General features: G+C 71.4%; 22 protein-coding genes. 10 read left to right on the plus strand and 12 right to left on the minus strand.

The features are described 5' to 3' along the window. Positions 1-58 precede the first annotated feature (58 nt). The 3 genes from ilvA to HALOF300_RS15410 are packed head-to-tail and all read right to left on the minus strand — an operon-like array spanning position 59 to position 3,977. Positions 59-1,336, minus strand: a complete 1,278-nt coding sequence (gene ilvA / locus HALOF300_RS15400; protein ID WP_156741812.1) for a threonine ammonia-lyase IlvA — start codon at positions 1,334-1,336, stop codon at positions 59-61. Then, on the minus strand, positions 1,333-3,120 hold the full coding sequence (locus HALOF300_RS15405; RefSeq protein ID WP_156741813.1) for a phospho-sugar mutase: 1,788 nt from the start codon (positions 3,118-3,120) through the stop codon (positions 1,333-1,335). The genes ilvA and HALOF300_RS15405 overlap by 4 nt, the downstream gene beginning before the upstream one ends. Then, positions 3,120-3,977 (minus strand): purine-nucleoside phosphorylase, encoded by an 858-nt coding sequence (locus HALOF300_RS15410; RefSeq protein WP_231955461.1) that lies wholly within the window; start codon positions 3,975-3,977, stop codon positions 3,120-3,122. The genes HALOF300_RS15405 and HALOF300_RS15410 overlap by 1 nt, the downstream gene beginning before the upstream one ends. A 50-nt stretch (positions 3,978-4,027) precedes the next feature. Between HALOF300_RS15410 and HALOF300_RS15415 the strand changes: the two genes are divergently transcribed. Next, positions 4,028-5,494 carry an NAD(P)H-quinone dehydrogenase gene (locus HALOF300_RS15415; protein WP_156741815.1) on the plus strand — a complete coding sequence of 489 codons (1,467 nt, stop codon included), beginning with the start codon at positions 4,028-4,030 and terminating at the stop codon, positions 5,492-5,494. 48 nt (positions 5,495-5,542) lie between these two features. Here the strand turns inward: HALOF300_RS15415 and HALOF300_RS15420 are convergent, their stop codons facing one another. The 8 genes from HALOF300_RS15420 to HALOF300_RS15455 all read right to left on the minus strand — a co-directional run bounded on the left by HALOF300_RS15420 (position 5,543) and on the right by HALOF300_RS15455 (position 14,229). After that, entirely contained in the window at positions 5,543-6,262 is a 720-nt protein-coding gene (locus HALOF300_RS15420) for an NADPH-dependent F420 reductase (protein ID WP_231955427.1), read from the minus strand. A 130-nt stretch (positions 6,263-6,392) separates the two neighbouring features. Further along, positions 6,393-7,112: an ABC transporter ATP-binding protein gene (locus HALOF300_RS15425; RefSeq protein ID WP_156741817.1), complete on the minus strand. Its 720-nt coding sequence runs from the start codon at positions 7,110-7,112 to the stop codon at positions 6,393-6,395. Beyond that, positions 7,102-7,935: an ABC transporter ATP-binding protein gene (locus HALOF300_RS15430; protein WP_408636859.1), complete on the minus strand. Its 834-nt coding sequence runs from the start codon at positions 7,933-7,935 to the stop codon at positions 7,102-7,104. Before HALOF300_RS15430 ends, HALOF300_RS15425 begins: the two co-directional genes overlap by 11 nt. Next, entirely contained in the window at positions 7,928-9,142 is a 1,215-nt protein-coding gene (locus tag HALOF300_RS15435) for a branched-chain amino acid ABC transporter permease (RefSeq protein WP_156741818.1), read from the minus strand. The genes HALOF300_RS15430 and HALOF300_RS15435 overlap by 8 nt, the downstream gene beginning before the upstream one ends. Further along, on the minus strand, positions 9,139-10,134 hold the full coding sequence (locus tag HALOF300_RS15440) for a branched-chain amino acid ABC transporter permease (protein ID WP_231955429.1): 996 nt from the start codon (positions 10,132-10,134) through the stop codon (positions 9,139-9,141). The genes HALOF300_RS15435 and HALOF300_RS15440 overlap by 4 nt, the downstream gene beginning before the upstream one ends. A gap of 114 nt (positions 10,135-10,248) precedes the next feature. Continuing rightward, entirely contained in the window at positions 10,249-11,403 is a 1,155-nt protein-coding gene (locus tag HALOF300_RS15445; protein ID WP_156741819.1) for a branched-chain amino acid ABC transporter substrate-binding protein, read from the minus strand. A gap of 167 nt (positions 11,404-11,570) precedes the next feature. Beyond that, entirely contained in the window at positions 11,571-13,037 is a 1,467-nt protein-coding gene (locus tag HALOF300_RS15450; protein ID WP_156741820.1) for a sugar porter family MFS transporter, read from the minus strand. Positions 13,038-13,161: 124 nt separating this feature from the next. Further along, entirely contained in the window at positions 13,162-14,229 is a 1,068-nt protein-coding gene (locus HALOF300_RS15455; RefSeq protein ID WP_156741821.1) for a fatty acid desaturase family protein, read from the minus strand. 179 nt (positions 14,230-14,408) lie between these two features. On the opposite strand from HALOF300_RS15455, the gene dapE reads away from it, so the two are divergent. The 4 genes from dapE to HALOF300_RS15475 all read left to right on the plus strand — a co-directional run bounded on the left by dapE (position 14,409) and on the right by HALOF300_RS15475 (position 18,342). Then, positions 14,409-15,566, plus strand: coding sequence for a succinyl-diaminopimelate desuccinylase (gene dapE / locus HALOF300_RS15460; protein WP_156741822.1), 1,158 nt, complete (start codon positions 14,409-14,411; stop codon positions 15,564-15,566). Continuing rightward, a complete protein-coding gene (locus HALOF300_RS15465; protein ID WP_156741823.1) occupies positions 15,563-16,369 on the plus strand; it encodes an LOG family protein in 807 nt (268 codons plus the stop codon). Before dapE ends, HALOF300_RS15465 begins: the two co-directional genes overlap by 4 nt. Positions 16,370-16,630: 261 nt before the next feature. Beyond that, complete coding sequence (locus HALOF300_RS15470; RefSeq protein ID WP_133106452.1) at positions 16,631-16,798, plus strand: DUF3117 domain-containing protein; 168 nt, start codon at positions 16,631-16,633, stop codon at positions 16,796-16,798. 8 nt (positions 16,799-16,806) lie between these two features. Continuing rightward, positions 16,807-18,342: a leucyl aminopeptidase family protein gene (locus tag HALOF300_RS15475; RefSeq protein ID WP_156741824.1), complete on the plus strand. Its 1,536-nt coding sequence runs from the start codon at positions 16,807-16,809 to the stop codon at positions 18,340-18,342. A 40-nt stretch (positions 18,343-18,382) separates the two neighbouring features. On the opposite strand, the gene HALOF300_RS15480 is transcribed toward HALOF300_RS15475, so the two are convergent. Beyond that, positions 18,383-18,907 carry an O-methyltransferase gene (locus HALOF300_RS15480; protein WP_331716238.1) on the minus strand — a complete coding sequence of 175 codons (525 nt, stop codon included), beginning with the start codon at positions 18,905-18,907 and terminating at the stop codon, positions 18,383-18,385. A gap of 284 nt (positions 18,908-19,191) precedes the next feature. On the opposite strand from HALOF300_RS15480, the gene HALOF300_RS15485 reads away from it, so the two are divergent. From HALOF300_RS15485 to HALOF300_RS15505, 5 genes are all read left to right on the plus strand, one after another. Then, the gene (locus tag HALOF300_RS15485; RefSeq protein ID WP_156741826.1) at positions 19,192-19,932 is read left to right on the plus strand and encodes a tetratricopeptide repeat protein; all 741 of its coding nucleotides are present in this window, start codon (positions 19,192-19,194) and stop codon (positions 19,930-19,932) included. A gap of 76 nt (positions 19,933-20,008) precedes the next feature. Beyond that, positions 20,009-20,659 (plus strand): RNA polymerase sigma factor SigE, encoded by a 651-nt coding sequence (gene sigE / locus HALOF300_RS15490; RefSeq protein ID WP_231955431.1) that lies wholly within the window; start codon positions 20,009-20,011, stop codon positions 20,657-20,659. Continuing rightward, entirely contained in the window at positions 20,656-21,546 is an 891-nt protein-coding gene (locus tag HALOF300_RS15495) for an anti-sigma factor family protein (RefSeq protein WP_156741827.1), read from the plus strand. The genes sigE and HALOF300_RS15495 overlap by 4 nt, the downstream gene beginning before the upstream one ends. A gap of 89 nt (positions 21,547-21,635) precedes the next feature. Further along, a complete protein-coding gene (locus tag HALOF300_RS15500; protein WP_156741828.1) occupies positions 21,636-23,198 on the plus strand; it encodes a S1C family serine protease in 1,563 nt (520 codons plus the stop codon). A 19-nt stretch (positions 23,199-23,217) separates the two neighbouring features. Continuing rightward, complete coding sequence (locus tag HALOF300_RS15505) at positions 23,218-23,664, plus strand: twin-arginine translocase TatA/TatE family subunit (protein WP_156741829.1); 447 nt, start codon at positions 23,218-23,220, stop codon at positions 23,662-23,664. Positions 23,665-23,688: the final 24 nt, after the last annotated feature.

Raw genomic sequence — 23,688 nt, forward strand, 5'->3', positions numbered from 1 at the left:
GATTCCGCCGATTCCGTGCCGAACGCGCCGTAGCTGCGCATCCCGGGTGATCGCTGGCTCAGGCGAAGAACCGGAATAGCGGAGAGTCCGGGGCGATCACGCGGTAGGTGAGTCTGGAGGCGTCCATCCGGGCCAGCAGGGGCTCGTAGCCGTCCGCCGAGCCGAGCGTCAGCCCCACGAACGCCGGGCCGGTCTCCCGGTTCGAGCGTTTCGTGTACTCGAACAGCGAGATGTCGTCGTCGGGTCCGAGCACCGAGTCCAGGAAGGCGCGCAGGGCACCGGGCTCCTGCGGGAAGTCGACCACGAAGTAGTGCCGCAGGCCCTGATGGACGAGCGAGCGCTCGACCACCTCGGCGTACCGCGAGATGTCGTTGTTCCCGCCGGAGAGCAGGCACACCACGGTGGACCCGGGCGCGACCTCCAGCGTCGCCCCGGAGCCGACCGGCCCGACGGCGGCGAGCGCCAGGGCACCCGCGGGCTCGGTGATGATCCCCTCGGTCTGATAGAGCTCCAGCATCTCGGTGCACACGCGGCCCTCGGCGACCTGGCGCACCGGTGCGCCGAGTTTGGCGACCACCGCGTAACTGAGCGCACCCACCCGGCGTACGGCGGCGCCGTCGACGAACGTGTCGATGTCCGCCAGGGTGACCGGCCCGCCGGCGGTCAGAGCCGCCGCCATCGACGCCGCCCCGGCCGGCTCGATCCCGACCACCTGGGTCGTCGGGCAGGCGTCGGCGAGATACGTGCCCATGCCGGCCAGCAGGCCGCCGCCGCCCACCGGGATGACCACCACGTCCGGGCTGCGGCCGAGCTGGTCGTGGATCTCCTTGGCGACGGTGCCCTGCCCGATGATGGTGCGCGCGTCGTCGAAGGGATGTACCTGCACGGCGCCGTCGGTGCGGGCGAACTGCGCCGCGGCCGCGGACGCCTCGTCGTAGGTGGAACCGGTGGGCACGATCGTCACGTAGTCACCGCCGAGGGAGGCGATCCGGTCCAGCTTCTGCCGCGGCGTGGTCCGCGGCACGTAGATCCGGCCCCGGATCCGGAGCTCCTGGCACGCCTTCGCGACCCCCTGGGCGTGGTTCCCGGCGCTCGCGCACACCACCCCCCGCTCCCGCTCGTCGGCGTCGAGCCGCAGCATCAGGTTGAACGCCCCGCGCACCTTGTAGGACCGCACGGTCTGCAGGTCCTCGCGCTTGAGCAGCACCGTCGCGCCGGTGGCCGCACTCATCCGCTCCCAGCGTTGCAGCGGGGTGCGGTGCACCGCGTGCTGGATCCGCTGGGCCGCCTCCCGCACCCCGGTCGCGGTGACCGAGTCGGCCGCGACGTCGCTCATGCGGGGATGACCAGCCCGGCGGCCGCGGCGATGTCCGCCTTCAGCAGCTCCAGGCGGCTCGCCGCCTGCGCGCGGACGGGACCGAGGTCCTCGCCGGGCGCAACCGTCTCGATCACCTCGAGGTAGCACTTGATCTTCGGCTCGGTGCCGCTCGGTCGCACGATGACGCGGTCGTTCGCCTCGGTCAGGTAGAGCAGCCCGTCCGTGGGCGGTAGGTCGGCACTGCCCTGCGCCAGGTCCACGACCTCGGCGACGGCGGAGCCCGCCAGGGTGGTCGGCGGCGCCTTGCGGAGCCGGTCCTGGGCGGCGGCGATGAGGCCGGGGTCCTCGACCCGGACGGACAGCGGCGCCGTCGCGTGCAGGCCGTGGCGGCGGGCCAGGTCGTCGAGCACGTCGGTGAGCGTGCGTCCGTGAGCGTGCAGGTCCGCGGCCAGTGCCGCGATCCGGACCGCCGCGGTGATCCCGTCCTTGTCCCGCACGGCGGCCGGGTCGGTGCAGTAGCCGAGGGCCTCCTCGTAGCCGAAGACGAGTCCGTCCACCCGACTGATCCACTTGAAGCCGGTGAGCGTGGCCCGGTGCGCGAGCCCGTGGTGCGCAGCGATGGCCGCCAGCAACCGGGAGGAGACGATCGAGCTCGCCAGCACGCCCGGACCGGACGCGCCGCCCGTTGCCCGGCCGGCTGCGGCCACGTGGCCGGCCGCCTCGGCCGCTGCCTGCTCCCCGAGCAGGGCACCGACCTCGTCGCCGGTGAGCTGACGCCAGCCGGTGACCGTGGCGACGTCGGGAACCGCCACGGAGCAGCGGTCCGCATCCGGGTCGTTGGCGATGATCAGGTCCGCGCCCACCCGGGCCGCGGTGGCGAAGGCGAGGTCGAGCGCGCCGGGTTCCTCCGGGTTCGGGAACGCCACGGTCGGGAACGTCGGGTCGGGGTCGGCCTGTTCGGCCACGAGCGTGACGTCCGCGAAGCCCGCCTGCGCCAGCACCCGCCCGGCGAGGGCGCCACCCACGCCATGCAGCGGGGTGAGGACGATGCGCAGATCGCGAGGGACGCCGTCGGGCACCAGGGCCGTGGCCCTGGCTGCGTATGCGTCGACGATGCCGCTGCCGAGGACCTCACGGGAGCCGCCGGTCGCGGCGGCGTCGGCCGCCGAGCGGGGGACCGACGCGACCGAGGGCACCAGCGCGATCCGGGCGGAGATCTCCGCGTCCGCGGGCGGCACGATCTGGGCGCCCTGCCCGGCGTCGGTGACCACCCGGCCACCGAGATAGACCTTGTACCCGTTGTCCTGGGGCGGGTTGTGGGAGGCGGTGACCATCACGCCGGCGTCCGCGTCGAGGTGCCGCACCGCGAACGCCAGCACCGGAGTGGGCAGCGCCGCAGGCAGCAGATACGCGTGCCCGCCGGCGGCGGCAACGACGTCCGCGGTATCGGCGGCGAAGTCGCTGGAGCCGAACCGGGCGTCGTAGCCGATGACGACGCGGGGGGCAGGGCCGGGGGAGCCGAGGGCGTCCGTGAGGTAGTGCACCAGCCCGGCCGCAGCCCGGATCACCACGGCCCGGTTCATCCGGTGCGGGCCGGCGCCGAGGGCACCCCGCAGCCCGGCGGTCCCGAACTCCAGCGGCCCGGAGAACCGGTCCGCGAGCTCGGCCAGGGCCACCCGCTGCTCGCCGGTGCTGAACCCGTCGCCGAGGGCGTGGTCGAGCAGTTCCCGCAGCTCGTCCGCGGTGGCCGGGTCCGGGTCGTCGTCGATCCACGCCCGGGTGGCCGCGACCAGGTCGCTCATCAGGCGATCCTGCGGACGATCTCGGCCAGCAGGGCGCCGAGCCGCGGACCGGCGGCGGCGCCGGCGTCGAGGACCTCGGCGTGTGACAGCGGGACCGGCGAGATGCCGGCGGCCAGGTTCGTGACAAGCGAGATCCCGAGGACCTCCAGCCCGGCGTGCCGGGCCGCGATCGCCTCCAACGCGGTGGACATGCCGACCAGGTCGCCACCGAGCCGCTTGACCATCGCCACCTCGGCGGGGGTCTCGTAGTGCGGGCCGCGGAACTGGGTGTAGATGCCCTCGTCGAGGGTGTCGTCCACGGACCTCGCCACCTCGCGCAGGCGGGCGGAGTAGAGGTCGGTGAGGTCCACGAAGGTCGGGCCCTCGAGCGGGGAGGCGCCGGTGAGGTTGAGGTGGTCGCTGATCAGCACGGGCGTGCCCGGAACCCACTCGCGGTGCAGCCCGCCGCACCCGTTCGTGAGCACGATCGTGTGGGCACCGGCGGCCGCCGCCGTGCGCGCCCCGTGTGCCACCCGTCGCACGCCGCGGCCCTCGTAGTAGTGGGTCCGCGCGCCGAGCACGAGGGCGTGGCGGATCTCACCGTCCGCGCCGGTGAACCGCACGGAGCGCAGGGTGCCGGCGTGCCCGGCCACCCCGGACCGGGAGAAGCCGGGGATGTCCTCGGCGGTGAACTCGGCGACGGTCTCGCCGAGCACGTCCGCCGCTTCACCCCAGCCTGATCCGAGGACCAGGGCGACGTCATGATGGGGCACGCCGCTGCGGGCGGTGATCGCCGCGGCGGCGGCCGCAGCCGCATCGAACGGGTCGGTCGCCGGGTCGTCCAGCTCGGTGCCGGGGCCGGGATCGGGGGAGGTCACGGGGGTTTCGGTACTGCTCACGGTGCCGAACCTACCTGCGTCACGGCACAATGTCCCACGTGACGAGCACCCCGACTTCGCCCACGACCACCGAGCCCGCGTCCGGAGTCGGCAGGTCATCGACCCGCGAGGGCTCCCGGGTGGTGGTCATCGGCGGTGGCCCGGGCGGCTACGAGGCCGCGCTCGTGGCCAGGCAGCTCGGCGCCGAGGTCACCGTGGTGGAGCGGCAGGGCATGGGCGGTTCCGCGGTCCTGACCGACGTGGTGCCCTCCAAGACCCTGATCGCCACCGCGGAGTGGATGACGGTCACCGAGGAGGCCGCGGACCTGGGGATCCGCCCCACCGGTGGCCACGCCGGCTCCTTCGAGGCGGACTTCGCGACCGTCGACGCCCGCGTGCTGAGCCTCGCGAAGGCGCAGTCGGCGGACATCCGCACCCGCCTGGAGCGCGAGGGCGTGGGCCTGGTGGACGGCGAAGGGCGCATGGACGGCCCGAGTGCGGTGATCGCGACCACGAGCTACGGCGATCAGCGCCTTCCCGCGGACGTGGTCCTGCTCGCGACCGGCGCCCGGCCCCGGGTGCTGCCGACGGCCGTGCCCGACGGCGAACGCATCCTGAACTGGACCCAGCTCTACCAGCTGACCGAGGTGCCCGAACGACTGATCGTGGTGGGCTCGGGCGTCACCGGCGCCGAGTTCGCCGGTGCCTACAACGGCCTCGGTGCCGATGTGGTCCTGGTGTCCAGCCGGGACCGCGTGCTGCCGGGGGAGGACCCGGACGCCGCCGAGCTCATCGAGACCGTGTTCAAGCGGCGTGGCATGGAGGTGCTCTCGCGCTCGCGGGCCGCCGGAGCCCGCCGCGTCGGCGACGGCGTCGAGGTGGAGCTCGCGGACGGACGCGTCGTGCAGGGCTCGCACTGCCTCATCGCCGTCGGTGCGGTTCCGAACACGGAGGGCCTGGAACTGGAGGGCGCCGGGGTGAAGGTGAGCGAGTCCGGCCACATCCAGGTGGACCGGGTCTCCCGGACCACGGCCCGGGGCGTCTACGCGGCCGGCGACTGCACCGGGGTGCTCGCACTCGCCTCGGTCGCAGCCATGCAGGGCCGGATCGCCATGTGGCACTCCCTCGGAGACGCCGTCTCCCCGCTCGACCTGAGCCAGGTCTCGGCGAACGTCTTCACGGCCCCGGAGATCGCGACCGTGGGCATCCCCGAGCACCGGATCACCTCCGGCGAGGTGCGCGGCGCGATCACCACCCTGCCGCTGGCCCGCAACCCCCGCGCGAAGATGCTCGGCATCCGCGAGGGCTTCGTGAAGATGTTCTCCCACCGTGCCTCGGGCCTGGTCATCGGTGGTGTGGTGGTGGGACCGCGGGCCAGCGAACTGATCTTCCCGATCACCCTCGCGATCAGTAACCGGCTGACCGTCGACCAGGTGTCCAGCGCGTTCACGGTGTACCCGTCGCTGTCCGGCACCATCGCGGAGGCCGCGCGCACGCTGCACGACGCCCGCGGCTGACGGCCCCGGGTCAGTGGTGCAGCCGGCGTTGCTCGCCGGTCGAAGGTCTCAGTGCCCGACGGCGGCCGGGGCCTCGCGTAGGAGCGTCGCCAGGGTGGTGGCGTCGTGGCTCCCGTTGAAGATCGGCGTGCCCGGCTGCAGGTGCACCCCGGATGCGAGGTCGCCGGCGTCGACCGGGTCGAAGCCGAGCCGGTCCACGAAGGCGCGCACGAGCGCCGTGGCGTCGGGGTCGTCGCCGGCGACGGCGAGGGCGCGCCGGGCCGGGGCGCCGACCGGCAGGCCCTGTTCCTCGAGCTCGTGGTAGCCGATGTGGTTGAGCGTCTTCACGACCGCGGAGCCGGTCAGGTGGCGGGCCACCACCTCCGACGTGCTCGGCGCGGCCTCGAGCTCGGGGTTGCGACCGTCGGTGCTCGGCCAGTAGTTCATGGCATCGACGACGACCTTGCCGGCGAGGGTGTCGCCGTCGAGCGTGGCATGTTTGCCCAGCGGCAGGGCCAGGACGACGAGGTCGGCGGACGCGACCGCGTCGGCGGCCGTGCTCGTGTCCGCGCCCGGTGCCATGATCTGCGCGATCAGGTCGATGAGGGCGGGATCGCCGGACGCGGCGAGCCGCACCCGGTAGCCGGCCCGTATAGCCGTCCGGGCGATGGCGGTGCCCACCCGGCCGGCACCGAGGACCGCTATGGTGCCCGGCCCGCTCCCGGCGCCGTCCGGCGCACCACGGCTGCCATCGTCGGGCAGGTCGGCGGACGGGACATGGTCTGTCACGGGGCAACTCCGGGTCGGCATCGGATACGCCTCACTCAACGCCTCCGACGGCCGGGACTATTCCGCCCGCGTGGAGGGCGCGCTGCCGACCCCGGCGGATCGCCGATCCCCCGACCAGGAGGTGGGCGGTCTAGGTGTCGCCGCCGAGATAGGCCGCCCGGACCGCGGCGTCGCCGGCGAGCTCGGCGCCGGTGCCCGACCGGACGATCTCGCCGGTCTCCAGCAGATAGGCGTGGTCCGCGCGCCGCAGGGCCTGGGCTGCGTTCTGCTCGACGAGCAGCACCGTCGTGCCCTGGGAGTTGATCTCCTCGATGATCCTGAAGATCTGGTGGATCAGCTTCGGCGCGAGACCCATCGAGGGCTCGTCGAGCAGCAGCAACCGCGGCTGCGCCATCAGAGCGCGGCCGATCGCCAACATCTGCTGCTCTCCGCCCGACAGATTGCCCGCCGGCTGCTTGATCCGTTCCTGTAGCCGCGGGAACAGCGTGAGCACGCGCTCGAAGTCGGGCGCGAGCGCGGCCGTGTTGCGGTCGCGCCGCACGTACGCCCCCATCTCGAGATTCTCGCGCACGGTCATCCCCGGGAAGATCCCGCGACCCTCGGGCGACTGGCTGATACCCATCTGCACGCGTCTGTCGGGTGAGACCTTCGCGAGGTCCTTCCCCTCGTAGAAGACCGAGCCGGCACGGATCTTCCGCAGCCCCGAGATCGTCTTGAGCGTGGTGCTCTTGCCGGCTCCGTTCGCGCCGATGAGGGTCACGACGGTGCCCTCGGGGACCTCGAAACTGAGGTCGCGGATCGCCTCGATGTGTCCGTAGTTGACCGACAGGTCGCGAACCTCAAGAAGCATCGTCGACCTCCTCCTCGACCTCGTCCTCGTCGACCCCGAGGTAGGCGGCGATCACGGCCGGGTCGTTCTGCACGCCGGCGGGCGTGCCGTCGGCGATCTTGCGCCCGAACTCCAGTACGACGAGCCGGTCGACGGCGCCCATCACCAGCCGCATGTCGTGCTCGATGAGCAGGACCGTGAGGCCACGGTCACGGATGCTACGGATCAGCTCCATCAGCGCCTGCTTCTCGGAGGGGTTGAAGCCTGCCGCAGGCTCGTCGAGGCACAACAGCTTGGGCCGCGTGGCCATCGCGCGTGCGATCTCAAGACGTCGTTGATCGCCGTAGGAGAGGTTGCCGGCCAGTTCGTCGGCGCGGCCTCGCACGCCCACGAAGTCCAGCAGCTCGTGCGCGATCTCCCGTCCGGCGGCCTCCTCGCGTCGGTATCTGGGGAGCCCGAGCAGTGCGGCGATCGGGCCGGTGCTGTGCTGCGCGTCGGCGCCGACCATCACGTTCTCGAACGCCGTCATCGCCTTGAAGAGGCGAATGTTCTGGAACGTCCGAGCGATGCCTCGTTTCGCGATCCGGTACCGCTTCATGCCCGAGGTGACCTCGCCGTCGAACGTCACGGTCCCTTGGGTCGGTTGGTAGATCCCGGTCATCACGTTGAACGCGGTGGTCTTGCCTGCTCCGTTGGGGCCGATGAGGCCGAGGATCTCGCCGCGGTCGATGTGGAAGTCGACCGCGTCGAGAGCCGTCACCCCGCCGAAACGCAGCGTCACCTCGTTCATCGAGAGCAGGGCCTCGCCCGCCGGGGCTGGGTCCAAGGGCGGTGTCTCAGCCACGGCCGGCCCCCTTCTCCTCGGGTGGGGCCCCGTCCGCGTCGGGACCGTCGCCCGTGTCCGGGCCCTCGCCGGCCACGGCGACGTCGCTCGTCTCCAGCGCCTCGATCTCCTCTTCCATCTTCTGTGCTCGCACGGTGCGCCGTGGTGGCAGCAGACCCTGCGGCCGGTAGGTCGCAAGCACCACCAGGGCGATGCCGAACACGAGCACCCGCCATTGCTCGAAGCCACGGAACCGCTCCGGCAGGTAGGCCACTACGATCGCGCCGAGCAGCACGCCCCACCGGTTCCCCTGGCCACCGACCACAACCGCGGAGATGAACAGGATGGACAGGAGCAACGTGAACGTCTCCGGGTTGATGAACCCCTGCCGCCCCGCGAACAACGCACCCGCGATGCCGCCGACGAACGCACCGAGCGCGAACGCGAGCAGCTTGAACCGGAACGTGGGCACCCCCATCAGCTCGGCGGCGTCCTCGTCCTCGCGGGTGGCCTCCCAGGCGCGGCCCACCCGGGAGTTCTTGACCCGCCGGTCGGCGAGCATGATGAGGATGACGAAGGTGAGTGCGAGCCAGTAGTACGGCGTGATGTCCAGCACCCCGAACACCAGGAACGTACTGGTGTTGTCGAGGTCCACCAGGGGCACACCGGTGCTCCAGTCGAGGTGCGGCAGCTCGAACAGCGGGATGCTTGGCGGTCTCGCGATCCCGGAGATGCCCGGTGCGCCCCCCAACCACTCCTGATTGATGAGGTTGAGCCGCACGATCTCGCCGAACCCGAGTGTCACGATCGCCAGGTAGTCGCCGCGGACACGCAGCGTGGGCCACCCCAGCAGCACGCCGGAGAGCATCGTGATGACGATCGCGGCCGGCAGGCTGGCCAGCCACGTCCAGGTCGCGTGCTCCGACGTCAGGATGCCCACCGTGTAGGCACCGATCGCATAGAAACCCACGTAGCCGAGGTCGAGCAGGCCCGCGTACCCGACCACGATGTTGAGCCCGAGCGCAATGAGCGCGTAGACGGCCACCGTGAAGAGCACGCCGCTGAAGTCGGTGCCGGGCGGGCTGATGAACGGAGGGTTCAGCAGCGGCAGTGCGTAACAGAACAGTGCGAGGGCCACGAGCAACAGGATCTGGCCCCAGCGCGGCATCATCCGCATGCGCTCGCGCAGGCCGATCCGACGGCGGCGCGGCCGCACCTGCGAGCTCATGCGCGTGCCTTTCCGAGTGACTCACCGAGCAGACCCGTCGGTCGGAAGAGCAGCACGAGCACCAGCACCGCGAAGGCGACCACCTCACGCCACTCGCTCCCGAACAGTCCGGCACCAAGGTTCTCGGCCACCCCGAGGACGAGCCCGCCGAGCAGGGCACCGCGCAGGTTGCCGATGCCGCCGAGCACGGCGGCGGTGAATGCCTTGACGCCGAGCAGGAAGCCCGCGTTGTACCGCGTGATCCCCACCTGCAGCATGTAGAGGGTCGCGGCTGCCCCCGCCAGCAGCCCGCCGATCAGGAAGGTCACCTGAATCACCCGGGTGCTGTTGACGCCCATCAGCGAGGACGTCTCCGGGTCCTGGGCCACGGCGCGGATGCCACGCCCGATCCGGGTGCGCCGGACGAACTGGTCGACCAGCACCATCATGAGCACCGCTGAGACCACGATGATGATGTCCCGGTTCGTCACACCGTGGCCGAGGATCTCGAACTGCACGGTCGGAGTGCGGTCCAACGGCATGCCGACGTTCTCCCGGGAGCTCGCCACGTAGCGGTCGAACTCGTCGTCCAGCCCGAGCGCCGCCATGATCGGCCCGCGCAGCCCCATGATCTCCGAGAGCACGAACGAGGCGCCGATCGCGGAGATCAGTGCCACGAGCCGCGGCGCGCCGCGCTTGAGGAGGGGCCGATAGGCCACGCGCTCCAGCAGCAGCGCGACTCCACCGGAGATGATCATCGCGATCACCATCGCGAACGCGAGCGAGCCGACCAGCGCCAGGCCGGTCGTCGTGGCGTCTGCGCCGATCAGGTAGAGCGCCCACACCGTCGCGAAGGTGCCGAACATGAACACCTCGGAGTGCGCGAAGTTGATGAGCTGCAGCACCCCGTAGACCATCGTGTAGCCGAGGGCGACCAGCGCGTAGAGCGAGCCGAACACCAGGCCGCCGATGAACAGGGACATGAAGTTGTCGAGGACGTACTGGAGTTGCACGGACGGGTCTCCTCGCGGGACGTGGGCCGACCGTCGCCGACCGAGGTCTGAGCGACCCCGGCCGGCGCCGGTACCCGAGCAGATGGCCGGGACGGCACCGTCCCGGCCGTGGCGCTACTGCTCGATCGGCACGCCCACCTGGATCTCGCCGCCCTCGACCGGATACTGGTAGACCACGACGTCCGCGACCTCACCGGTCTCGTCGAACGTGATGTGCTTGGTGATGCCCTCAGCGTCGTAGCTGTTCACCCACTCCAGCAGCGAGGGCCGGTCGGTGTTCCCGTCGAGAATGCCCTGCAGCAGGACGTTCGTCGCGTCGAAGCCCTCGGTGGAGTACGTGCCGGGGGCCTGGCCCGCGGACGCCTCATAGGCCGCGGCGAACTCCTCGTCGGCCGGAGCGCACGGGCAGGTCAGCACGGCGCCCTCAGCAGCGCCGCCGGCCGCCTCCACGAACGCCGGGTCCAGCGTGCCGTCACCCGACATGAACAGGCCCTCCCAGCCGCCGGAGCGCAACTGGTTCGCCAACACCGAAGCCTCGGCGTAGTAGCCGGCGAAGTACAGCGAGTCAGCACCGGAGGCGTTGACCGCGGTCACGACCGGGCCCATGTCGGTCTGGCCGACCTGGATGCTCTCGGTGCCGACCACGAGGTCGCCGAGCGATTCGACGACCCCAGCACCCAGACCCGCCCCGTACTCCGAGGAGTCGTCCACCACGAACACCCCTTCGGCGTTCGCGGTTCCGGTCAGGTAGGACGCGACGGCGGGCGCCTGGGTCGCGTCGTTGCCGATGACCCGGTGGAACGTGTCCCAGCCGTTCAGGGCCAGGTCGGGGTTGGTCGCCGACGGCGACACCGTGACCAGGCCGGCCTCGGCGAACACGTCACCGGTGGCCGCGGTCTCACCGGAGAACGTCGGGCCGACGACTCCGATGATGTCCGCGTTGCCGACGATCTCCGAGACCAGCGGGCTCGCGGCGGCCGGGTCGCCCTGCGAGTCGAACTCCTCGAGCGTGACGTCGCAATCGGGGTTCGCTTCCTGGAACTGCTCCAGCGCCAGGTTCGAACCGTTGACGATATTGATACCGAGGTTCGCAGAGGGGCCGGTCAGCGGGCCGATGTAGGCGATGACGCCGACGCAGTCGCCGCCGCCTTCACCGTCGTCGGTGCCTTCGCCCTCGGTGCCGCCACCGGTTGTGCCACACGCGGCAAGCGCGATGCCGGCTGCCGCAAGAAGGCCTGCGGTACGCCAGTTGGTCGTGGATCGAGACATTCGGGTCCTCCGCGGGAGGTGGGAGCCGGGCATCGTTACCCGACTTGTTGGTGCCCTGGAACCTAGCACCGGGAGTCAAGGTCAGCACCCCTGACCTGCGCAGAAGTTACACATTGGTAACGAGGCAGGCAGGAGCTGGAACCGTGGCCGCGCCCGGGTGGTGGGCTTCAGGTCGTCTGGATGCGTCCGCGGCGCACCACGAGGTTCTCGTCCATGTCCTCCAGCTCCCGTCCCTTCGTCTCGGGGATCTTGAACCAGACGAAGAAGAACGAGAGCACGGCCATCACGGCGTAGATGCCGTACGCGAGGGTGAGGCCCACGTCGGCCAGCGCCGGGAACGTGGTCGAGACCAGGAAGTTCGCCGCCCACTGTGCCGCTGCCGCGACGGCGAGCGCACCGGCGCGGATGGAGTTCGGGAAGATCTCGCCGAGCAGCACCCACACGAGCGGTCCCCAGGTGGCGCCGAACGCGACCACGAAGACGTTCGCCGCGACCAGCGCCACCGTGGACCAGGGCGCCGCGAGTTCCGCGGTGGTCGTGCCGTCACCGGCCTCGACGATGGTGGCGAACGAGAACGCCACCGCCATCAGGCCGAGGGACAGGGCCATGCCGACCGAGCCGACCAGCAACATCGGGCGACGCCCCACCCGGTCCACCAGCAGGATGGCCACGATCGTGACCAGGATGTTCGTGACGGACGTGATCACCGTGATGGTCAGCGCGTCGGACTCCCCGAAACCAACCGATCGCCACAGCGTCGTGGAGTAGTAGAAGATCACGTTGATCCCGACGAACTGCTGGAACACCGAGAGCAGGATGCCGACCCAGACGATCGGCTTGAGTCCGAGCCGGTGCCCGCGGAGGTCGCTCAGCGACTCCTTCTTCTCCTGGTTCAGGGTCTTCTTGATCTCCTCGATCTTGAGGTTGACCTCGACGACGCCGGTGAAGTCGTGCAGCACGGCCGAGGCCTTGTCGTACTCGCCGCGGGCCACCAGGAACCGTGGCGACTCGGGCAGACGCAACGCGAACACGCCGTAGAGCACGGCCGGGATGGCCTCCGCCATGAACATCCAGCGCCACGCCGCCTGCCCGAACCACAGTTCCTCGGCGGCGCCACCCGCCGTGTTCGCGAGCAGTGCGTCGGAGAGCAGTGCCACGAAGATGCCGGTGACGATCGCGAGCTGCTGGAGCGACCCGAGGCGGCCGCGGACATGGGCCGGAGAGACCTCGGCGATGTAGGCGGGAGCGATCACCGAGGCAGCGCCGACGCCGAAGCCACCGATCACGCGCCAGATGATCAGGTCGAACACACCGAACGCGAGACCGGAGCCGATCGCCGAGACCAGGAACAGGGCGGCTGCGATCAGCATCACCGGGACCCGCCCGAGCCTGTTCGCGACCGGCCCGGCGAACCAGGCGCCGATGGCGCAACCGATGAGCGCGGAGGAGACCGCGAATCCCTTCAGTCCGGCGCCGAGGTCGAACTCGCCGGCGAGCGCGTCGACGGCGCCGTTGATGACCGCTGTGTCGAAGCCGAACAGGAACCCCCCGACGGCCGCGGCGATACAGATCCCGATGATCCGGGCGTTCAGCCGGCTCACCGCGGGTGTGCCACCGTGCTCACTCGCTGACATTTGGCCCCTCCCCATCGGACCAGGCACGGCGCGTGTTCGCCCCGGTCTTGCCCGGTTCCCTCGCTCCCCGAAGGCTAGGGCAGATGGTGGGGTGCCGCGCGGTGTGGCGCCGCGCGGGACCGGCTCACCGGGTCCGGAACTGCGCCGTCACCGGGCACTCGAACGGGTCCATCCGGCCCAGGCCGACGTCGTTGAGGTAGCGCACCACGATCCGGTACGAACCGAGCAGGGTCGTCTCGGTGTACGTGATGCCCAGGGCCGCGCAGTACGCGCGGACCATCGGCTTCGCGCGGCGCAGACTCGGGCGGGGCATGCTGGGGAACAGGTGGTGCTCGATCTGGTGGTTCAGCCCGCCCATCGCCACGTCCACCACGCGGGAGCCGGAGATGTTGCGCGACATGAGCACCTGACGGCGCAGGAAGTCGATCCGGGCATCCGCCGGGACGAGCGGCATCCCCTTGTGGTTCGGCGCGAACGTGGCGCCCATGTAGAAGCCGAACACGGCGAGCTGGACGGCCACGAACGCCACCGCCATGCCGGTGGGCAGGACCCAGAACGCGGCGGTCAGGTACCCGACGATCCGCACCAGCAGGAACGTGATCTCGACGGCCCGGTGCTTGACGGGCTCGCGTCCGAACACGGTACGGATCGCGCTCACGTGCAGGGCCAGGCCCTCCAGGGTGATCAGTGGGAAGAAGAGCCAGCCCTGCCGACGGACGAACCACGCACCGAAGCCCCGGCGGGTGGGCACGTCCGCGGGGATGAACACCAGCGCGCCGGTCCCGATATCCGGGTCGGCTCCGATCTGGTTCGGTTTCGCGTGGTGGCGCGTGTGTTTGCGCTGCCACCAGCCGTGACTCAACCCGACGAACAGGTCCGAGATCACTAGCGCCGCCCAGTCGTTCGCCCGGCCGGACGAGAAGATCTGCCGGTGCGCGGCGTCGTGGGAGAGGTACGCCGTCTGGGTCAGCAGTACCCCGAGCCCGACGGCGAGTGCGAGCTGCCACCAGGACGAACCGATGGTCACGAACGCCCAGCCGGCCACCAGGTACGCCGCCAGCAGTCCGGACATCTTCGCTGCGTAGTAGAGCGGGCGACGGCGCAACAGGCCGGCCTCCCGGACCTGGCGGGCCAGTTCGTGGTAGTCGCTGGTCGTTCGGTCACGTGGGCGGGAGGGTACGGCGACTGTCATGGTGATCCGTTCGAGGGTCGGGGCGCACGGCCGAGGACGGGGTGTGCCTCAAGCCTGTGCGGACTGCCACCGCCGGGCGATCAGGGCGGCACCCGAACCCGGGGTAGGGCTAGCCCCATTGCCCGCTGTGGCGACGGCGGGCGCACGCGGCCCGGCCACCGGCCGTTAGGCTCGCAAACATGCTCGATTCAGCGCCTGTGCGCCTGCCTGACCCGGCCACCGTCGACGTGGTGGCACTGACCCGCGCGATCTGCGACATCCCCAGCGTCAGCGGCGACGAACGCGCCCTCGCCGATGCCGTGGAGGCCCTGCTCAGATCGGCCCCGCACCTGGAGGTCCTACGCGACGGCGACACCGTGTTGGCTCGGACCCGGCTCGGCCGGGCCCAACGGGTGGTGATCGCAGGACACCTGGACACCGTGCCGATCCAGGGCAACCTGCCCACCGAGCTGCGCACCGCGCCCGACGGCGGATCGTTGCTCTGGGGGCGTGGCACCGTGGACATGAAGGGCGGGGTCGCCGTCGCGCTGTATCTGGCCATGACGCTGCCCGAACCGGGCAAGGATGTCACCTGGGTCTTCTACGACCACGAGGAGGTCGAGGCGGACCTGAACGGCCTGGGCCGGGTGGTCCGCACCAACCCGGACTGGCTCGCCGCGGACTTCGCGGTGCTCGGGGAACCCACGGCAGGGGGGATCGAGGGTGGCTGCAACGGCACCCTCCGGGCCGAGGTCCGCACCCACGGCATGACCGCGCACTCGGCCCGTGCCTGGAAGGGGCACAACGCCATCCATGACGCCGCCGAGGTGCTGCGACGGCTCGCCCGGTACACCCCGGCCGAGGTGGAGGTGGACGGGTTGGTGTATCGGGAAGGGCTGAACGCGGTGGCGATCAGCGGCGGGATCGCCGGCAACATGATCCCGGACGAGTGCGCGGTGACCGTGAACTACCGGTTCGCGCCCTCGGCCACCCCGGAGCAGGCGTTCGCGCACGTGCAGGAGGTCTTCGACTCCTTCGACGTCGCTCTCGTCGACGCGGCAGCAGGTGCTCGGCCGGGGCTGAACCACCCAGCTGCCGTCGACTTCCTGGAGGCGGTCACGGCCGTGACCGGCGGGGTGGCCGGGCCGAAGTACGGCTGGACGGATGTGGCCCGGTTCACCGAACTCGGGATCCCTGCCGTGAACTTCGGTCCCGGCGATCCGATGCTCGCCCACGCGGACGACGAACAGGTGGCCATCGACGAGATCAGCACCTGCACACAGGCCCTCGCGGCGTGGTTGAGTACACCGGTGACCTCGAGTCACGACGACGCCCCAGACGGAACGGAACGCCGATGAGCACCACGAACAACCGCGGGAACTACCGGAAGGGCCCGGTGCGGCTACGGGGCAAGCTGATCCCGGAGAAGACCACCGACGAGAGCCTGCTTGAGCCCGCCGAGAGCGTCGACTGGGTGCACATGGACCCGTGGCGGGTGATGCGGATCCAGGCCGAGTTCGTGGAGGGCTTCGGCGCTCTCGCCGAGCTCGGACCCGCGATCAGCGTGTTCGGCTCGGCCCGCTTCAAGCCCGACGACCCGGAATACACCCTCGCCGGTGAGGTCGCCGGGCACATCGTCGATGCCGGGTACGCGGTGATCACCGGTGGCGGCCCCGGGGTGATGGAGGGCGCGAACAAGGGCGCCCACGAGGCAGGGGGCACCTCGGTGGGCCTCGGCATCGAGCTGCCGTTCGAGCAGGGTATGAACGAGTACGTGGACCTCGGGGTGAACTTCCGTTACTTCTTCGCCCGCAAGACCATGTTCGTGAAGTACGCCGAGGGTTTCATCGTCCTACCGGGCGGCTTCGGCACCCTCGACGAACTCTTCGAGGCGCTCACCCTCGTGCAGACCACCAAGGTCAAGCGGTTCCCGATCGTGCTCATCGGCACGACGTTCTGGGCAGGCCTGATCGACTGGCTGAAGAACACGCTGGTGGAGCGTGGCACGATCTCCTCGCACGACCTGGACCTGATGCACCTCACCGATGACCCGCGCGAGGCCGTCGAGATCGTGCTGAACGCGAACCGGAGCCGACGTCGCGAGGAGCTCGCGGCGGCCCAGGCAGCGGCGTCGCGCGCGGGCGCCATGGGCCCCGAATGAGGACCGCGACGAGTCACTCCTGCGGCCGTGGCTGACGCGTGAGCTGGGTGACGTGGGTCACCGGCGTGTTCGCGCTGGTGATCATCGCGGTGCTCGTCGTCGCGTGGTTCGTCTCCACCGGGCGGATCGGGGGTCCGGCAGAGCCGACGCCACGAACTGGCATAGAATGGGCCGAGCAGAGCACCACTCCGGGGACGTCGGCAGACAACGTCGCCTCGAACCGTGAGGGCGCACCACCCGATGACAGCAGGGAGTTTGCCCATGGCCGCCATGAAGCCCAGGACCGGTGACGGACCGCTCGAGGTCACCAAGGAGGGTCGGGGCATCATCATGCGCGTTCCGCTTGAGGGCGGAGGTCGGCTCGTCGTCGAGCTGAACGCCACCGAGGCGAGCGAGCTCAGCGACGCGCTGAGCGCCGTCGCCGGCTGACGCGCCCGATGGCGCAGGCGAGTCCCGAGCTCGACGTCCGCCCGGGGCCGCTGAGCCGGGACCTGCTCGCCGAGTTCGGTCCTTCGGCCGTGCTCGCGCTGCCGATCGCCCCGGCCCGGCCGGACGACGGCGAACTCCAGCCCCGAGCGGGCGTCGCGGACGCCGCGGCCGCCTACGAGGTGGACCTGTACGACCTCGCCGCTCGGTCCGGTTCCACCGGCGCCGCGGGCGAGGCGGTCGCTGTCACGCTGCCGGCGCTCACCGGTGCGCCGACACCCTGGCACGGACTGCCCGGTCGGATCGTGTTCGTCGGTGTGGGAGACGAGTCCGCCGTCGCCATGCGCCGTGCCGGCGCCGCTGCCGCGAGGATCGTCGCGGGCACGCAGACCCTGGTCACCTCGCTCGCCGCGGATGGCGTCGACGACCAGGTGCGGCCGCTCGTGGAGGGGGTCCTGCTCGCCTCCTACCGGCCGCCCTGGACGGGGACCGGGACCGGGCCGAGCGCACCGGTGAACCGGGTCACCCTGGTCGGCGACGCCGATCCGGGCGAGGTGGCACAGGCGCAGATCGCCGCGGGCACCACCCTGCTCACCCGCACCCTTGCCGCCACCCCCTCGAACCTGAAGAACCCGCAGTGGCTCGCCGACCAGGTCCGCACGCTCGCCCGCGGCACCCGATCGGTCAAGGTCACCGTGCGGACCGAGGCCTGGCTGGCCAAGCAGGGCCTGAACGGCATCCTCGCCGTCGGGCGCGGCTCGGCCACCCCGCCCCGCCTGGTCACCGTCGACCACAACCCCGCCGGCGCGACCGGCGACCCGGTGGTCCTGGTCGGCAAGGGCATCAGTTTCGACTCCGGTGGCATCTCCATCAAGCCGCGGGACGCGATGATCGCGATGAAGACGGACATGGCCGGCGCCGCGGCCGTGCTCGGTGCGGTGCTCGGCGCCGCCCGGGCCGAGCTGCCGGTCCGCGTGATCGGTGTCCTGCCGCTCGCCGAGAACGCGTTCTCCGGGGACTCCTACCGGCCCGGCGACGTGCTCCGCATGGTGGACGGCACCACGGTCGAGATCGGGAACACCGACGCCGAGGGGCGGATGGTGCTCGCGGATGCGATGGCCTGGGCGAGGCGTGAGTACGAGCCGAGGGTGCTCGTGGACATCGCCACCCTGACCGGCGCCGCCAGCCTCGGCCTCGGCAGACGGCACGGGGCGCTCTACGCCACCCGCGACGACCTGCGCGACGCCCTCGTGGCCGCCGGGGACCGGGCTGGTGAGACGCTCTGGCCGATGCCGCTGGTGGAGGAGTATCGCCACGCCCTCGACTCGGCGATCGCGGACCTGTCCCACATCGGTACCGACCCGCATACGTCCGGCGGGTCGATCACGGCAGCGTTGTTCCTGCAGCACTTCGCCGGACAGACCCCGTGGGCGCACCTCGACATCGCCGGCCCGGCGCGCTCGGCCAAGGCCGAGCACGAGATCAGCGAGGGGGCCACCGGGTTCGGTGCCCGCCTGCTGTTCCGCTGGCTGCAGACCTTGTCCTGACGACGGGTCCGATGCCGCCCGGCAGCGGGGACGCGCGCCCTCAGCGTTTGACGGCCACCAGGAGGCCGTCACCGCTGGGCAGCAGTGCCGGGATCAGCCGTTCGTCCTCGCGCAGGCGGCGGCCGAGCTCGCGCATCGCCACGGTCGCCTCGTCGCGTCGGGCCGGGTCGGCCACACGGTCGTGCCAGAGGGCGTCGGTGACGGCCAGCGACCCGCCGCTACGCAGCATCCGCACGGCCTGGTCGGCGTAGTCCCCTGCCTCGGTCGGCTCGGCGTCGATGAACACCAGGTCGTAGGCGGCGTCCGCCAGCCGGGGGAGCACGTCCAGGGCCCGGCCGGAGATCGGACGGGTGCGGGTCGCGCGGATCCCGGCAGCGGCGAAGGCCTCCTTCGCGGCCCGCTGGTGCTCGACCTCGACGTCAATGGTGGTCAGCACGCCATCGGGGTCCATCCCGTCCAGCAGCCACAGGCCGGACACCCCCGTGCCGGTACCGATCTCGGCGACCGCGCGGGCATGGGATGCGGCCGCCAGCAGGCGCAGTGCGGCACCGGTTCCGGTGGACACCGCGGCGATGCCGAACTCCTCGGCGCGGGCGCGGGCTTCGGCGGCGGCCTCGGGTTCGGTGATGAAGTCTTCGGAGTAGGCCCAGCTCTGGGCCTTGTCGGCAGCGATGGTGGGCCTCCCGGTGGATGCGTGTCTAGGGACTGGATCGTATCGTTATCGCAGACGAGCGGGCGGGTCGCCATCCCGCTGGGACCGGGGAGCAGGGTGCTGGGGTCCCGGTCGGGCGTCGATGTCACCATCGTGCACGTGACCGGCTCGGCGCCGACTCAGGAGGGAGGGGCCGGGTGTCCGAGGACCTCGACGCGCTCTGGGATTTCGAGGACCCCATCGGCAGTGCCGAGGTCTTCCGGGCCGCGATCGCGCGAGCCGGCGGTGCGGAGCGGGACGTGCTGACCACCCAGCTGGCCCGCGCACTCGGTCTGGCCGGCCGGTACGACGAGGCGGATCGGCTGCTCGAGTCGCTCGACGCCACGACCGGCGCCGCCGAAGCCGGTGCCGAGGTCGCCGTGCGGGTGGCGCTCGAACGTGGCCGGCTGCGCCGCAGTTCCGGTCGACCCGACCCGGAGCCGCTGCGGAGAGCAGCGGACCTGGCGCACACGGCGGGCCTGGAGGCACTCCGGATCGATGCGCTGCACATGCTGGCCCTCGTCGCCGAGACCCCGGCGGCGCAGGTGGTCGCGAACCGGGAGGCACTCGCCCTGGCGCGCACGGCGACCGACCCGCGGGCCCGGCGCTGGGAGGCGAGCCTGCTGAACAACCTGGGCTGTGCACTCGTCGACGCGGGTGATCCGGGCGCCGCTCTCGAGGTGTTCCGGCAGGCGCAGCAGCTCCGCCACGACGCCGGGCAGGGCCGCGAGGAGCAGATCGCGCGATGGATGGTCGCGTGGGCGTTGCGCCTCCTCGGCCGCCGGGCAGAGGCCCTAGCCATGCAGCGCACGCTCAAGGAGGACCTGGTCGCCGCGGGGATCGATGACGCGGACGTCGACGCCGAGATCGCTCTGCTGACGGATCGGCCCCCGTCCTGACCGGGACGGAACACGGCGGCGACCCCGTTCGTTCTCCCAGGGAGTTCCCAGGTAGCGGACGTAGACTCGACGAATCATGGAGGAGCAGCCGGTGGTGGCCCAGACCGACGTCGCGGAGATGATCGGTGGGTCGACGCCGCCGGTAGCGGGCGAGTTGACGACCACCGGGCCGACCGAGCCGCTCTGGGAACCGCCCACCTGGGAACGCGTGGTCCGCGAGAACTCCGACCGGGTCTACCGCCTCGCCTTCCGGCTCACCGGGAACCGAGCCGATGCCGAGGATCTCACCCAGGAGGTTTTCGTGCGGGTGTTCCGCTCGCTGCACTCCTACCAGCCCGGCACGTTCGAGGGCTGGCTGCACCGCATCACCACAAACCTGTTCCTGGACGGTCAGCGCCGCAAGAAGCGGATCCGATTCGACGCGCTCGGTCAGGCCGCCGAGTGGATCCCCGAGACCGGGGAACGCGGATCACCCGAGCGCGGCTACGAACACGAGAACCTCGACCTGGACGTCCAGCGCGCGCTGGACGTCCTCAAGCCGCAGTACCGCGCGGCCGTGGTGCTGTGCGATATCGAGGGACTGTCCTACGAGGAGGTCGGCGCCACCCTCGGCATCTCGATGGGCACGGTCCGGTCCCGGATCCACCGTGGCCGGGCCCAGCTGCGCAAGGAGCTCGCTCATCGCTCGCCGGAGGCCATGGCGGCTGCCCACGAGGAGGACCGGTGAGCCATCTCGGACCGCTGATCTCCCCGCTCATCGATGGCCAGCTGCCGGCGGCCAAGGCCGAGCGTGCCATGGCCCACGTGGCCGCCTGCGCGCAGTGCCGCGCCGAGGTCGCCGAGGAACGCGCCTGGCGTTCGGCGGCCAGGTCCGCCGGCGACGCCCGCCCGAGCGAGGACCTGACCGCCCGTCTGCTCGCCCTGCAGATCCCCGGCCAGAGTCCCGGCCCGGTCGGGCCCAAGCTCGACATCCCGCCCCTGACGGCGTCGGCACGGCGCCCCACCGGGACTCCTCATCCGCTCCGGACCAGGGTGCTGACGGGCGCGGTCGCCTCGCTCGGGGTCTTCGCCCTCGCCCTGTTCGTGCTCGGAGAGCAACCGCGCCGGGTCGATGACCTCGCCCCGCTCATGGACGCCGGCGGCGCCCTGTCCGGCGCTACGAACGGCCCCGCGCCGGCCGCTGCCCAGGCGAGCGACGATCGGTCCCGGACCGACTGGATCATCGAGTCCGGCTGGGCCGCGCCGGACGAACTCCCCGCGGGCATGGTCATCCAGGCCGTGGGACTGTTGCCGCCGGCACCCGAGACCGGCGAGATCCTCCAGGTCACCATCGGCACGCCCGGGTCCGGGCAGCAGGTCATGGTCCTGGAACAGCACGGCGTGCTCGACCCGGCGATGCTCGCCCCGCTGGAGCCGACCCGGGTCGGCGAGCACACCGTCTACCTCGTCTCCGGCGAGTGGTGGGTCGTGCAGTGCGAGGACTCCGTCGTCGTCGTCAGTTCCGGTACCGACCCGGACGCCGCACACGAGTTCATCGAACACCTGCCGGCGGGCGGCGGCACGGTCGTCGACCGGCTGACCACGACTCTGTCCGACCTGATCCCCACGTTCTGACCGGCGCGTGAGGGCTGTGGGCGACCTGCGAGCCGGCACCCACCGGTGGCAGGTCCCGAGTTGACCGCGGGCACGTCACAATGGATCACATGAGCACACCCGGCGAGGGGACCGGCGCCCCCGGCGAGCCCCGCCCGCGTACGGCGTCGGACGCCGCCTGGGCACCGACCTCGGCCGCCCCGCACAACCCAGCCACGGCGAATCCGAATCCGGGTGTCCCGACGAACCCGCCCGCCTCGCCGCCGAACCCTGTCGCTCCCACGAATCCGGGCGCAGCGACCACGGGTGCCCTGCCACCCCCGCCTGCGGCGGCGCCCGGCTCGGGAATCCCACACACACCGCCCGCGGCGCCGCCGGCGGCGTGGTCCTCGCCGAACCTGGCCGGCTACGCCGCGCCCGGCCCCCGCGCGGAGCCGAGCCCGCCGAACCGGGCCGGGCACCCGCCGTCGGGCTTCGGGCAGCAGGGCGCCGGCGCGGGTCCCGGATTGACCGGCCCCCACCAGGCGGGCCTGCCGCCTGCCACGGATACCGCCGCGCGGCCGCGGCCCCGTCGTCGGGGCGTTCCGGCGGGCGTGGTCGCGCTCCTGATGGCCCTGTGCCTGCTGCTGGGGATCCTCGGCGGGATCGTCGGCGGGCGGGCACTGTTCCCGGACCGTTCGACGGGCTCGGGAATGCCGACCTCGGACGTTGCCACGGGTTCCGGTGGGTCGGCCGGCGGCGACATGAACCCCGACTCGGTGGCCGGCATCGCCGCACGCGTCCTGCCCAGCACCGTCTACATCGAGGTGCGCACCGGCGCGGGTGGGAGCACCGGCAGCGGGTTCGTACTCCGTGAGGACGGATACGTGGTCACCAACGCGCACGTGATCGCCGCCGCGAACAACGGGGCCGGCCAGGTCATCGTCATCTTCCCCGACGGGTCACAGGAAGAGGCCGAGATCATCGGATCGACGTCCGACTACGACCTCGCCGTGCTGCGGGTGGACCGCGATGACCTGACCCCACTCGTGCTCGGGGACTCCGACGCCGTCGTGGTCGGTGAGCCCGTCGTCGCGATCGGCGCCCCGCTCGGCCTGGAGGGCACGGTCACGGCCGGCATCGTGAGCGCACTGGACCGCCCGGTCAGTGTGGCCGGGGGCAGCGAACGTAGTTTCATCAATGCGATCCAGACCGACGCCGCGATCAACCCCGGCAACTCCGGCGGACCGCTCGTGAACGCCGCCGGTGAGGTGATCGGCGTGAACACGGCGATCGCGACCGACGAACAGGCCGGTGCGATCGGCCTCGGCTTCGCGATTCCGAGCGTGCAGGTGCGCCGCACCGCCGAACAGATCATCGAGACCGGGCGGGCCACCTACCCGATCATCGGGGCGACACTCACCGGTGACTACACCGGCGAGGGCGTGCAGATCGTGCCCACCGACGAGGCCGACGGCGTGGACCCGGTCACCCCCGGCGGTCCCGCCGAGGAGGCCGGACTGCAGGCCGGCGACGTGATCGTCGCCATCGACGGCGAGCCGGTGACGACCGCCGACGAGCTCATCGTGAAGATCCGGTCCCACGCCCCGGGGGACGTCATCACGCTGACACTCCTGGAGGACGGCGGGGAGCGGGAGATCGAGGTAACCCTCGGCGAACGGGAGAGTGAGTAGTGACAGGTAGCATGGGCTCGTGAACACGGAGGAGATCCTCATCCTCATCGTCATCGCCGCGGTGATCATCGGCCCCGAGCGACTGCCGAGCTATGCCGAACAGCTGGGCCGCCTCGTGCGCCAGTTGAAGCAGATGGCGACCGGTGCGACCCAGATGGTCAAGGAGGAGCTCGGCCCGGAGTTGGGCGACATCGACCTGACCAAGCTCGACCCGCGCAAGTACGACCCTCGCCGGATCGTGCGGGATGCCCTGCTCGACGACACCCCGTTCTCGAGCAAGCCGGCCAAGCCGAAGCCGGCCCGGACCACCACGGCCGCGGGCACCGTGGCGGCCGCGACGGGCACGGCAGCAGCAGTGGCGACTGCCTCGATGGTGGCAACGGCCTCAGGTTCGGACGGGGTCACCGACGACGCCCTGGTCGGCGCGGCGATGCTGGCAACGCCGTTCGACGACGAGGCCACCTGACCTTCGCCGACCCGTCCCGCTGAG

The sequence above is a fragment of the Occultella aeris genome (assembly GCF_902703175.1).
GTDB classification, from domain to species: Bacteria; Actinomycetota; Actinomycetes; order Actinomycetales; family Beutenbergiaceae; genus Occultella; species Occultella aeris.